The sequence below is a fragment of the Mesorhizobium sp. M2E.F.Ca.ET.219.01.1.1 genome, assembly GCF_004016445.2.
Classification (GTDB): Bacteria; Pseudomonadota; Alphaproteobacteria; order Rhizobiales; family Rhizobiaceae; genus Mesorhizobium.
On record NZ_SADT02000008.1, the window covers coordinates 257491 to 269074 of the forward strand.

Consider the following 11584-nt stretch of genomic DNA (forward strand, 5'->3'; position numbering starts at 1 on the left):
CTCTGCATCAGCCGCGACAGAAGGCGGAGTCGGCGGCCACGCCTTTGGCGCAGATCTGCTCCTTGGTATAAAGACCGGTGTCGACCACCGATTTCTGAATGTTGTCCTTGGTGATGACGCTATTTGGCGCGTCCACCTCGGGAATGCCTCCCTTGTAGCCGTTGTCGAACGTGGTTGCGACGAGATCAGCCGGTATCTTGTCGCCCTTCATCGCGTGCACGGCCAACTGGACGGCCAGCTTGTTCATCGCGACGTAGTCCACAGTCATGTCCATCTCCTGCAGGCCGGCAGCAACGCGCTGCACTCCGGCAAGAGTGGCGTCGTACCCGCCAAACAGCTTGATCCCCTTGAGCCCGGCAGCTTCCACCGCAGCCAGCGCCGCACCGCCGGTGTCGTCATTCATCGAGAAGATCGCATCGACCCCATTGTGGGTCTTGGTCAGGCACTGATCCATTGCAGTCTGAGCATTGGCTGGGAGCCAAAGCAGCGCATCCGCCTGACAAACGACTTCCAATTTGCCGGCCTTGATCAGCGGATCCAGATATTCGCCGATGCCCTTCACCTGGTCGCCGTAGAAGGGAAACTTGGGGTCGCCGTAGATCTTCGCCAGCCGGACAGGCTTGCCGGTCTTGGCGTTCATCTCCTCGATTACCTTAGCTGCCGCCTGCGCCTGCTTCTGGCCGATTTCAACGAACGGGGCGGTGAGGTAAGCGTAGGCAGGCCCGCCGGTGCAAGCGTGAATGGTGCAAATAAGCGGGATCCCGGCTTGCTCGGCAAGGGCCAAGGTGCCCGCGGTCTGCATTGGATCGACGGCAACCATGACGATTGCTTTGGCATCGTTGGCGATAGCGGCCTGAACCTGCGAGGTCTGTTGCTGCACGTTGTTTTCGGAGTTGAGAATCTCGACTGACATGTTCGGCACCAGTTCCTTGGCGGCCTTCAAGAAGGCCGGCTTGTCGAACTGCTCGAAGCGGACTGTCGTGAAGTCCGGCAGGATAAAATAGATCTTGCCGGTGAGATCTTCTGCGGCGGCGGGAGGCGTGAGTGCCATGCATGCCGCGAACCCGCACATCAGCGCTGGCATGCGAATTTTCCCAACGAATTTCCTAAGCATTACGAGATCCTTCCATTTTCGCTGTTCTCTCTCTGGTCCGCCGCATCATCCGAGTTTCGGAACATCACAGGGCTTGGAGCATGGCTTCGGCCGCGCTCCGTCATTTTGGGAGATTGCTATTTTGAAAGTTCCGGCCTCCGCCCTTGGACGCGCTCCCATCGCCTTACGCATCGATATCAGCCGTTTCTGCGACGGTCTTCGGTGGATGCGTGTAAACGTTTTCAAAATGGCGCGCTGGAGCGACGGTGTCAAGCGCAAAGAGGTTGGAGTGTTTCAGGCCATGTAGGCTTCGTCCGCGAGAACACATACCGGTCGGCGAACGACCATCGCACGTGTGCTGCAGTGCTGATTGGCATATCAGTGTGCGGCGTCCGGCGGATCAGCGGGCTCGCGTACCAACCGTCCATCCGATCACGGCTTGCGCAATAACGTCCGCAACGTCGGCATGGCTCGCATCGTTGATGAGATCGTGATGGGTATTGGCGAACAGGTGATGCCTTGCGCCTGGAATTCGTGACGCCCAGCGCCGCGCGAGATCAGGAGGGCAAAACATGTCCTTGTCCCCGCTGATCAAGAGCGCGGGAAGGCTGAGTTCAAGCAATCCGGCCTGTATCTGTTCACAGACCGGCGCCGAGAGGACGCTTCTTAGATGGACGAAGGCCATCGTTGCATCGAACTTGAGTGGGTCGAATTCCAGTTCGTCTAGATAGAAGGGGTCAAGCGACATCACGCCTTGCTCAGCCTGGCGCTCTTGCTCTTGGCTGATCCCCTCGACAGGCATGCCGCCGAGCACCACCCCACGGAAGGGGCCAGCGCCGGCAATGACCACCGCAGCTGCCGTCATCGCGCCCATCGAATGTCCTACCAGGGCCATTGGAAGCCCGGGGTCTTCCCGCTGCGCTATCCCTGTCAGGCGCTCGGCATTCGTTCTCAGATAGGCCATGGAGCCGGGATTGCCCCGCTCGCCATCCGAGAGCCCGTGTCCGATTGCATCAAGCGCCCAGACGCCGATTCCCTGTGCATTCAAGGAGTTCGCGAAGCGATGGTAGAGGCCGCTATGTTCGCCATATCCATGCAGAAAGACGATCTGCGCAGTGGGCTTCAGCGGAGCCCAGTGGCGGTAGTAGACCTGTCCGGAAGCGCCCTCAAACCTTGGCATCGACCACCTGTGACGGGTTACTTCGTTTTCGGGCCAAGCCCGTTGAGGATCATGTCCATAGGAATGTCTGCGCTTGGATAGCCGCCGACAAGGATCACATTGGCATGCACGCGATAGTCGCCCGTCTGGACAAACAGCTTGCACCGATCGCGCAGGTCGTAATAATCCGGGATGTAAGGCACTTCGTAGATGTGTTTCTCATCGAAGAGCCTGGACAGCATGGCGAAGCCCTCAGGATTTGCGCCGCGCATGTCCTTGGTGACGATGCAGGCCTCGATGTCGCCGACGTCGCAGATCACGGGAACGAGATCGTCGATCGACGGCACGCCGGTAACAACTTCCAGGTCGAGGATCTCCACATCAGGCGCCAACGAACGCAGCGCCTTGGCTGACGTGCCACTGCCGGCATCGGCAATGAATATCAACTCGCCATGGCGCAGGTCGGCCAGCGCCGCTGCCAACCTTTGGTTCAGTATTCTCGGCCTCAGAAGCTTCGTGGTCATCGTGCGTTCTCGCGGGTTCGATCGTCGTCGGCGATTGAAATCGTTTACACAAAAATTCGGTTTTGTCGATATCCTTGGCAGGAACTCTTATAACTTGCAGGCGGAAGTCTGGGGGCATGGCCGGCTTGACCCAAGTGGCGGGAGGACGTCTTTCCATGCGCGATTGCGATCTGATTGATCTTACGTGCAAGATGCCGTCGATTCTGGCGATCTTGCCGGCTCAACGCTATGACATGGTCACGGTGTGTCGCATCGCCCGCAACTCTGATGGATTGTCATGAGAACTGCAAAGAATGAAGATCTCACCGAACCAGGCGGCCATGGCGGCCAATGGCAGGCCGTCTATGAGGGGCTTCAAAAGGGCATTATCTCCGGAAAGTATCGTTCCGGCGTGCGGCTCATCGAAGACGACATTATTGAAGCCACCGGGGCAACCCGCCATGCAGTCCGCAAGGCATTCGACGAACTTGTTCGCCTCGGCCTCGCCGTCCGCTACCCGCATCGCGGCGTGCAGGTGCGGAGCTTCAGCGAATCCGAGATCTGGCAAATCTACGAAGTCCGTGAGTGTCTCGAGCTGAAGGCAATAAGCTACTATACCGAGCCGGCGGCAAAGGAGCTCGTGCGAAAATTGAAGGCCGTTGTCTCGGATCACGAGAGGGCGATCGCGAACAACGATCTTGCTGAAATGTATCTTCAGAACAATCTTTTGCACGAGGCTATATATCAACGGTGCGAGAACCAGTTCCTACTCGAAGCCATTAAGCATCATTCGCTTCTCTCGCACCTGATTCATACTAATTCGGTGCAAAGCAAGGATTTGCGCTCCAAAGGCGCCAAGGATCACTTGACTATGATTCAAGCGATAGAGAAGGGCGACCAGAAAACATTGGCTCGAACGCTTCGAAACCATATCCGGACCTTCCGGGACTATTACCTTCAGCATCTGACCTCTTAAAGCGCGTCGCGCTGAAACGAATCCGGGCGACGCGCTTCAGGTCCTCATGTCGCTCGCAAGAGCGGCCGCGCAATTCTAGGCGCCGCGCCATAGGAGCACGCCGGCTGGCCGGCCTTGGCTTGTCGGTTGACATTATCGATAAAACAGGCGGATAATATTATCGATGAAAAGGGGGAGCACGAAATGCAATACGGCGCGGACAACCGCATCATCAACGGCACGATCGCGGCGGCTCTGGCCACGCTCCGCCATGGTGAGGTGATCTTCATTGCCGACGCGGGCGGCGTAATCGCTTCATCCGTGCAGGTGCCGATCGTGGACCTTGGAATTGCCCCAGGTCTGGTCTCGATCGAGCAGCTGCTGCCGCTGCTGCGCGACAATGGTGACATCGAGCGGGCTGTCGTTGCCGAGCCGATGGAGGCACAGAGTCCCCAGAAATACAAATTCGTCGTCGACACTTTCGGGAAGGAGCGGGTCACTACCGTTCCATACCGGCCCTCGATGTATGCGATCCGCAACGCCAGCAAGTTGATTATCCGCACAGGAGATTACAGCGTCCACGGCAATATCGCCCTGGTCGGAGGCTATGCCAGCGCCGACGTCAAGTTCATTCGGAACACGGAAGTCGGGGACATCAGGATACTGCCGGACTGACATGACACACGGCCGATGTTCTCGAGCGTCGGCTCTCCAGTCGAGAGAACCGTTCTGGTCAAAATTTGCCGAAGGGCCGTTCAGATGCCGTTCTTCGAAACCGCGCATGGGAAAAGCTACTACCGGTGCTGGGATGCGCGGAAGGCGGTCGGCGGTGTCGTGTTTCTCCATGGTTTTGGTGAGCACAGCGGCCACTACCATCGCCTTGCGGGCGCCTTCAACGCCAGTGGCCTCGCCATGTGGGCGCTCGATCAGCAAGGACACGGCCTTTCCTATGGCGAACGTGGCGCGGTGGCGTCGATGGATCCCCTCGTCGACAATGCCGAGCGTCTGATCTCGATCGCCGCCAGCGAAGCTCCCGGCCTGCCGCTGGTTCTCGTCGGCCATTCTCTCGGCGGCATTGCCGCTGCGCTGTTGATCGCTCGTGGCGAGCGCCGGTGCCTGGGGCTGGCCGTCACGGGCACGCTGATCCAGCCGGAGACCGTTGCCATACCCGCGCCGCCGGAAGTCACCCGCGACCCATTCTATCTAGACATGCTGGCGACCGATCCATTCGCCTTCAGCGTAACGCCAGAAAGCACGGCGGCGCGGCGGGCGGCCATGCACAAGGCGCGCGGGGAGCTGGCCGCGACTCTCCCCAAGGTCGACCTTCCCGTGCTGCTGATCAATGGCGACCAGGATGTGATTGCCCCCGCCAGGTATGCCCGTGCGGTCCGCTCGCAACTCAAGAACGCCACGGTGCTCATCGTGAAAGACGGCTTCCACGACATCATCAACGACGTGCCCCACTTCGCCGTCGAGAGGCGCCTCGTCGCCTTCGCGAGGGCGGCGACCAACGGCCGAGGGCGGTAGAAGGAAAGACCTCTTTCAAGGTTTGGTAAGGCGCGGCTTGCAAGCCGCCAGCAAAAAAGGGAGCAGCAAATGGGTGGATTTCGAAACGAACTGCATTCGCTCGCCGTCTTGGTCGCAGGCTTGATAGGGATGGCGATGTCGGCCGGAACCGCGCAGGCCACAGATACCGTGACCATCGCGACATCGATCGAAACACTCGACGCTTTCGTGCCTCAGTTCGGCTCGCAGGTCGGCATCTTCGCCAGGCATGACCTCGACATCAACTACGTCAAGGGCGCCAACGGGTCAGCCATGGTAGCCGCGGTGGTTGGAGGCTCGGCCGACATCACGCATGTCGGCGCGGCTCTGATCTTTCCGGCCATCCAAAAGGGTGCGGCGCTGACGGTCCTGTTGGGCAACTACGACATCGACTACACCTTCATCGCGCACAAGGACGCCGGAGTCGACGTCAAGAAGGGATATCCGGCTTTTCTCAAAGATCTCAAGGGCAAGCTGATCGGCGTCGCCGGTCGCGGGGGCGCAACCGAGCTCTACGTGCGCAAGATGTTCACGGACGCGGGCATGAATCCCGACAAGGACATCACCTTCATCGCGATCGGCACGGGCTATGGCGCGGCGGGCGCCTTCACCAACCGCCAGGTCGATGCGATGGCCAGCATTCCGCCGAGCTCGACCTTGATCGGTCCGGACAATCTCGATGTGCTGGTCGATCTCAATGCCACACGCAAACAGGTGTTCGATCCCGAGTATCTCTTCACGGTTTTCACCGCCAATTCGGATTTCATCAAAAACCGCCCGCAGGTTGCCCAGAATTTCTGCAAGGCGGTCATCGAGACGATCAACTACATGAAAGACCCTGCGAACGAACAGAAACTGGTCGATTTCACCGCAAAGACGCTCAAGCTCGATGCAGGCAAGGCCAAGGCGTTGATCGACGTCTACAAATCGGGCTTCAATGCCAAGCTCACCAAGGAGCGCTGGGAAGGCATGAAGAAATATGCCGCTTTTGTTCCAGACTGGACGATGAACGCGTATGAGCCCTGCGCCAGCCTGACTTCGGGCTGAGGTGGCCGAGTTGGTCGCCGCGGCAGGTTCATCGGGCTTAAAAGGGAAGGCCGGTCGGCCTTCCCACCGGAATGTCGCGCGGCTCAAGCGACTTGCTGGACAAATCGGCGTCGGAATAGCCTTTCTGGCGTTGTGGCAACTCGTCTACATGTCCGGCGTCGTCAAGCCGCTGATTTCGCGAAGTCCCGGGCAGGTGTTCTGGTTTTTCGTCCAGATCGCCACCGATGGCACGCTTCTGCCAGCGCTCTATTCCACGGTCGAGGCAACAGTGGTCGCTTTCGTGCTGGCCTCATTCGTTGGAGTAGTCATCGGCATCGGCCTTGGTCTGTTTCCCAAAGTTGAGGAACTGCTGGACCCCTATATCAGTGCGTTCAACGCGATGCCGCGGACCGCCTTCGCGCCGGTATTCATACTGCTTTTCGGCGTCAGCCAGGCAGCCAAGATCGCGCTTGCCTTCAGCGTCGTGGTTTTCATCCTGATGGTCAACGCGCGCGCCGGCATTCGCACCGTCGACCGCGATATCAGACTGATGGTGACGGTCATGAATATTTCCAAGCGGGATATGTTCATGAAGATCCTGCTGCCCAGCGCCGTGCCCTCCATTTTCGCCGGACTGCGCCTTGGCATCATCTATTCGCTTCTCGGCGTCGTGACCTCCGAGATATTGGCGTCGCGGGTAGGCCTCGGCCAACTCATCGCGGGATATGCCGGTACTTTTCAGCTCGAAGGGGTCTACGCCGTCTGCATCGTGCTGGCCGTGATCGCTTCCTTGCTCAATGCCGGGATGGCTCTGCTCGAACGCTATCTGCTCGGTGCGCGAGCGCTCTAAACCGCGAGGACCAGGGACGATGGCACCAAGCATATCGCCTGCCGCGGGAACCGACGGTGTCGCCGCCAGGATTTCCGACGTCGTGATGGAGTTCCAGACCACGTCGGGACCAGTGCGCGGGCTGGATGATGTGTCGTTGGAACTGCGAGAGGGAGAGTTCCTGGTTCTCGTCGGACGTAGCGGTTCCGGCAAGACCACTGCGCTCAATGTCCTGGCCGGGCTCCACACTGCAACGATCGGCGAGGTGAGCGTACTTGCCCAACCGCCCGTCGCCGCGCGTCCACAGCTCGGCTACATGTTCGCGCGCGATGCTTTGCTGCCATGGCGAACTGCACTCAAGAACGTAGAGTTCGGGCTGGAAGTGCGCGGTTTCGCAAAAAGCGAAAGACGGGCCCTGGCCCGAGACTATCTGGGCCTCGTCGGTTTGAAGCGCTTTGCCGATAATTATCCAAGTCAGCTCTCCCAGGGCCAGCGGCAGCGTGTGGCGCTCGCTCGCACCTGGGCGCCTTCGCCGAAGATACTGTTGATGGACGAGCCTTTTTCGGCGCTCGACGCACAGACGCGTGAATCGCTTCACGAGGAGTTCGTGCGCATGTGGGCCGCTGACAAGAAGAGCGTTGTCTTCGTCACCCACGATCTGAACGAGGCGATCACCTTGGCCGACCGGATCCTTGTTTTCAAAGACGGCAAGATCGCCAAGGAATTCTCGATCCCTTTCGCTCGACCTCGGGACCTCGTCGATATCACCGCGGACCGGACGGCACGCGACATCTATCATGAGATCAGGCAACTGCTTTATCAGCATTAGCCGGCCGATAGCCGTCCCCGGGGTGGGCGGCGTGCACTGGTCAGCAGCTAACCCGGTGGATGCGTGGCCATGTAAACGTTTACGCCATTGGCGGATTGGGTCAATGCGGAGTCTCTGCCGGGACCCCATTTCCGGATTGCCGCGTCGACCGTTCGGACCAAGCGCGCCCTCGGTAATACGAGTTCAGTCGAGGCGCATTAAGATTGTCGATTCGGGAATGTATGTGCCTTCCAGTACCGGTGCACCATTTCTCGGCGGCAGCACCTCGGCCACGCGGACGGTGGTCAGCTTGGGGGCAGGCTGCCGAAGCCGAGCAGGTTGCTTGCATCGCGCAGGTCCGGGAGCGTTACGATACCTTCCGGAAAGACGGCTGGCGAGGGCCCGCCTCGAATTCCGAGGAATGCGATTCCCAGCTCACAGGCAGCGGAACATTCCGTGGTTGAATCGCCGACCGCCACCACGGTTTCGCGCTCTAGTCCCATGTGCAAGATTCGCGCAAAGGCCTCGCGCTTCTTCGTTGGCGCGCCGATGACCAGCTCAAAATAGTGATCAAGGGTTCGCTGACGGATGACCTCGATCAATTCTTGCTGCGGGGTTCCAGAAACGACGAAAAGCCTGGAGCGACCAGATGCGTTTTCAAGCAGTTCCCGCGCGCCGGGAATGAAAGGCGCGGCGAGGATCTTCTCAAAAACGATGTCGGTGAACCTCTTCGACAGCAGCGCCAATCGCTCCTCGTTCGGGGCGCGACCCACTATCTGTCTGTCGAAATGGTCGAACTTCTCCCGGCGTGAAATACCGCCATGCAGCCGCTGGTAGCGGAGGATGGGTTCCCTCCACTGCCGCCCATAGCCGGAATAGATTTCAGCGAACGCCTCTGCTTTGATCTCGGCAGAGTCAAGGATGACGCCATCGAAATCGAATATGATAGCGGCGGGTCGAGAGGGCAGAAGCGGCTGACGGGGCATGACGGTGCCTATGTGCACACTCGACTTCGCGGGTGTGAAGCGCCCGCGGACCTGGATTTAGACGGCCGCGGCCAAGCGCAACTGTTTTAGAGCGCGCGGCGGGCACGCGGATTTTCTTACGATCAGGTGCGAATCGAGCCTGACGAAGCGAGGGGGCTCGCCGTTCGACAGCGAGCTGTGGAGCATTTCGGCCGCCAGCCTGCCCATTTCCTCGGCAGGCACGGCTATGGTCGTCAACGGAGGCTCCAACTGGGCTGCATATTCTGCATCATCGAACCCGACGATCGAGATATCCTGGGGAACCCGGATTCCGAGCCGCCGACTTTCACTTAAGGCTCCAAACGCCATGACGTCGGTGTTGCAGACCACCGCCGTGGTTTCCGGATATTTGTCCAGGATGGCGCGTATTGCCTCGGTTCCGTCCCGGATGGTGAAATTGCGAATGATTATATTCGCTGCCCCATGGAGATTTCTCGATCCGACGAAATCCTTGTAGGCGGCAATTCGAGCGCGCTGGCGATCGCTACCCTTCGGGCTGCCGGCAATCATGGCGAAATTTCTATGCCCCAGATCGGCAAGGTATTCCATCGCGCTTTCCGTAGCCGCGTAATTGTCGAACCCTATGCAGGGTACGATCTCGTCGGGCAGGTATGAGTAGGTCGTCACCACTGGGATATGCGGTCGCTTAAGATAGCTCACGAGCGCCGGGTCCTCGATCGCGCCAACCAGAAGAAGCGCCTCGGCGCCGCGATCCACCAATGTCTTGACCTTCTCAAAAACATTGGCGTGTTCGAAGCCAGTTGTGGCAACGATCGTCATGTAGCCGTGCTGCGCGAAGCTATCCTGAAAATGGTTGATCATCTTCGCAAAGATCGCATAGTCGAGCGTCGGGATAGCCGCTCCCACGATATGGGTCTTGCGGGATCGCAATGCTTTTGCCGCCGGGTTGGCCGCGTAGCCCAGATTCTGCGCAGTCGCCAGGACCCGTCGGCGAACGTCCTCGCTGACGATGTCAGGCAGATTGAACGCCCGCGATACGGTGGCTACCGAAACCCCCGCCTCGCGGGCAACGTCGAAGACGCCTGCCTTTTTCTTCAACTTGGGCTGTTTGGCTCTTTTGCCCGGCATAAGCCGCACCATCTTCGTTGGCTTTTGTTCACCGGTGGCTTTTGTCCTCGACTTCACCGCGCTTGACAAGCCATAAAACGTCCCCACATGTAATCGTTTACAGAAATTTCTATGTTGACGCGGGTTTGGGCTTGACATCACCGTTTAGCTCGCAAAGAATGAAAACGTTTACATAAGTTGGGAGCGCGAGGCCGGCTTTTGCCGCGCCTCGCATAAAAAACGGAGGATCAACAATTTGACCGCGTCGATCAGACTGCCAGTGTCTCGTCGCAACTTCCTCAAGGCCTCTGCCGGCCTTGCTGCCGCCGTGGCCGCCTATCGCGCCTCGTCGGCATATGCGGAGGAAGTGACGCTCAATATCCTCAATAGCAATTCAGTCTGGGCAGGGGCCCTCACCGATCAGGTGGCGAAGGCATATACAGCCGCGAAGATCACCGGGGAATCCAACCCTTACGAATCTCACTACGAAAAGATGCTGATCGAACTCTCACAGGGTTCGGAAACGTTCGACATCATCACCACCGACAGCCTGTGGGTCCGGCAGCCGCAGCGCAACAAATGGGCGCCCACGATGGAGGACATCAAAGCCGCCAACCCTGACCTTCCCGAGATCAAGTATGGGAACGTCACCGAGGGATCGCTGCAATACTCCATCTACCAGGGCAAGCACTACGGCCTGCCGCTCGCCATGACGATTCCGGTCTTCATCTATCGCAAGGACCTATTCGAGAAAGCCGGTATCGATAAGGTGCCCGTCACCTGGGACGAGTATGTCGCGGCCGCCAAGAAGCTGCACAGCTCAGACGTCGCCGGAAACACGCTTTGCCTGGGAGGGCAGGACGCCCACATGTCCGGCGACTGGATGACGCGCGTCATGGGAATGACGAAGCTCGCGCCTACCGACGACGGCTGCTTCAACGATGCCAATGAGCCCGTCTTCAATTCGGAAGGACAGGGCGAGCATGCCATCGAAAGGTTGAAGGAGGTCTTGCAGTATTGCCCTCAAGGCGTCTCCGGGTTCGACTACCCGGAAGGTCAGTCCGCGATCGGTCAGGGAACCGCGGCCATGATCATTTCATGGTCGGACGCGCTCTCCGGCATTGAGGGCGGGCCGCATGCCGGCAAGTTCGGCTATGCGGTGGCGCCGACCGAGAAGTTCCAGCAGTCGATGATTGGCGGCTGGACCGTGGTGCTTAACGCCGCCAGCAAAAAGCAGGCCGACGGCTACAGGTTTTTGGCCTGGCTCGCCGACGGCGGCTACAAGTATTTCTCGGAAGCGGGTGAAACCTCGATCTGCTACAAGCCGGATCTCGAAAATCCGGACATGGTCAAGAAGATTCCCGGCCTTCATGTCTTTGAGGATTTCAAGACCCGCGGGACGCAGCCGATCGCGATCCCGCCTTATCGCCTGACCAATGCGGTGGAAGTGCAGCGGGCAATCTACGAGGAAGTCCTCGCCGGCGTGACTGGGCGAAAGACCCCCAAGACCGCGATGGTCGATGCCGTCGATCGGGTGGGAAAGCTCGTCAAGGGCTGAAGTCGCCGCCCGCAA

The 11584-nt window shown here is 59.2% G+C and carries 13 protein-coding genes; 8 read left to right on the forward strand and 5 right to left on the reverse strand.

Translation table 11 applies throughout. The features are described from left to right. Positions 1-7: 7 nt before the first annotated feature. The 3 genes from EN862_RS32260 to EN862_RS32270 all read right to left on the reverse strand — a co-directional run bounded on the left by EN862_RS32260 (position 8) and on the right by EN862_RS32270 (position 2776). Complete coding sequence (locus EN862_RS32260; RefSeq protein ID WP_189401925.1) at positions 8-1084, reverse strand: substrate-binding domain-containing protein; 1077 nt, start codon at positions 1082-1084, stop codon at positions 8-10. Between the two features lie 409 nt (positions 1085-1493). Beyond that, positions 1494-2273, reverse strand: a complete 780-nt coding sequence (locus tag EN862_RS32265; protein ID WP_127864730.1) for an alpha/beta fold hydrolase — start codon at positions 2271-2273, stop codon at positions 1494-1496. Positions 2274-2290: 17 nt separating this feature from the next. Then, positions 2291-2776 (reverse strand): RbsD/FucU domain-containing protein, encoded by a 486-nt coding sequence (locus tag EN862_RS32270; RefSeq protein WP_210235694.1) that lies wholly within the window; start codon positions 2774-2776, stop codon positions 2291-2293. A 116-nt stretch (positions 2777-2892) separates the two neighbouring features. Between EN862_RS32270 and EN862_RS36370 the strand changes: the two genes are divergently transcribed. The 7 genes from EN862_RS36370 to EN862_RS32300 all read left to right on the forward strand — a co-directional run bounded on the left by EN862_RS36370 (position 2893) and on the right by EN862_RS32300 (position 7939). Beyond that, complete coding sequence (locus tag EN862_RS36370) at positions 2893-3057, forward strand: hypothetical protein (protein WP_189401924.1); 165 nt, start codon at positions 2893-2895, stop codon at positions 3055-3057. Beyond that, the gene (locus EN862_RS32275; RefSeq protein ID WP_127864731.1) at positions 3054-3731 is read left to right on the forward strand and encodes a GntR family transcriptional regulator; all 678 of its coding nucleotides are present in this window, start codon (positions 3054-3056) and stop codon (positions 3729-3731) included. The genes EN862_RS36370 and EN862_RS32275 overlap by 4 nt, the downstream gene beginning before the upstream one ends. 183 nt (positions 3732-3914) lie before the next feature. Next, complete coding sequence (locus EN862_RS32280; RefSeq protein WP_127404871.1) at positions 3915-4385, forward strand: RbsD/FucU domain-containing protein; 471 nt, start codon at positions 3915-3917, stop codon at positions 4383-4385. An 84-nt stretch (positions 4386-4469) separates the two neighbouring features. Further along, positions 4470-5237: an alpha/beta fold hydrolase gene (locus tag EN862_RS32285; RefSeq protein WP_189401922.1), complete on the forward strand. Its 768-nt coding sequence runs from the start codon at positions 4470-4472 to the stop codon at positions 5235-5237. Between the two features lie 69 nt (positions 5238-5306). Continuing rightward, positions 5307-6302, forward strand: coding sequence for an ABC transporter substrate-binding protein (locus tag EN862_RS32290; protein WP_127864733.1), 996 nt, complete (start codon positions 5307-5309; stop codon positions 6300-6302). 1 nt (position 6303) lies between these two features. Then, a complete protein-coding gene (locus EN862_RS32295) occupies positions 6304-7131 on the forward strand; it encodes an ABC transporter permease (RefSeq protein ID WP_210235695.1) in 828 nt (275 codons plus the stop codon). An 85-nt stretch (positions 7132-7216) separates the two neighbouring features. Continuing rightward, on the forward strand, positions 7217-7939 hold the full coding sequence (locus EN862_RS32300) for an ABC transporter ATP-binding protein (RefSeq protein WP_245519793.1): 723 nt from the start codon (positions 7217-7219) through the stop codon (positions 7937-7939). A 284-nt stretch (positions 7940-8223) separates the two neighbouring features. Here EN862_RS32300 and EN862_RS32305 read toward each other — a convergent pair whose 3' ends face one another. Together EN862_RS32305 and EN862_RS32310 are read right to left on the reverse strand one after the other, a co-directional pair. Then, positions 8224-8904, reverse strand: coding sequence for an HAD hydrolase-like protein (locus tag EN862_RS32305; protein ID WP_127864735.1), 681 nt, complete (start codon positions 8902-8904; stop codon positions 8224-8226). Positions 8905-8961: 57 nt separating this feature from the next. Further along, positions 8962-10032 (reverse strand): substrate-binding domain-containing protein, encoded by a 1071-nt coding sequence (locus EN862_RS32310; protein WP_167506969.1) that lies wholly within the window; start codon positions 10030-10032, stop codon positions 8962-8964. Between the two features lie 259 nt (positions 10033-10291). Here EN862_RS32310 and EN862_RS32315 point away from each other — a divergent pair, with 259 nt between their 5' ends. After that, the gene (locus tag EN862_RS32315; RefSeq protein WP_127864737.1) at positions 10292-11569 is read left to right on the forward strand and encodes an extracellular solute-binding protein; all 1278 of its coding nucleotides are present in this window, start codon (positions 10292-10294) and stop codon (positions 11567-11569) included. Positions 11570-11584: the final 15 nt, after the last annotated feature.

Coding starts and splice junctions, on each gene's coding strand:
- EN862_RS32260 (WP_189401925.1), bottom strand. CDS start 1,084: ATGCCAGCGCTGATGTGCGGGTTCGCGGCATGCATGGCACTCACGCCT.
- EN862_RS32265 (WP_127864730.1), bottom strand. CDS start 2,273: ATGCCAAGGTTTGAGGGCGCTTCCGGACAGGTCTACTACCGCCACTGG.
- EN862_RS32270 (WP_210235694.1), bottom strand. CDS start 2,776: ATGACCACGAAGCTTCTGAGGCCGAGAATACTGAACCAAAGGTTGGCA.
- EN862_RS36370 (WP_189401924.1), top strand. CDS start 2,893: ATGGCCGGCTTGACCCAAGTGGCGGGAGGACGTCTTTCCATGCGCGAT.
- EN862_RS32275 (WP_127864731.1), top strand. CDS start 3,054: ATGAGAACTGCAAAGAATGAAGATCTCACCGAACCAGGCGGCCATGGC.
- EN862_RS32280 (WP_127404871.1), top strand. CDS start 3,915: ATGCAATACGGCGCGGACAACCGCATCATCAACGGCACGATCGCGGCG.
- EN862_RS32285 (WP_189401922.1), top strand. CDS start 4,470: ATGCCGTTCTTCGAAACCGCGCATGGGAAAAGCTACTACCGGTGCTGG.
- EN862_RS32290 (WP_127864733.1), top strand. CDS start 5,307: ATGGGTGGATTTCGAAACGAACTGCATTCGCTCGCCGTCTTGGTCGCA.
- EN862_RS32300 (WP_245519793.1), top strand. CDS start 7,217: ATGGAGTTCCAGACCACGTCGGGACCAGTGCGCGGGCTGGATGATGTG.
- EN862_RS32305 (WP_127864735.1), bottom strand. CDS start 8,904: ATGCCCCGTCAGCCGCTTCTGCCCTCTCGACCCGCCGCTATCATATTC.
- EN862_RS32310 (WP_167506969.1), bottom strand. CDS start 10,032: ATGCCGGGCAAAAGAGCCAAACAGCCCAAGTTGAAGAAAAAGGCAGGC.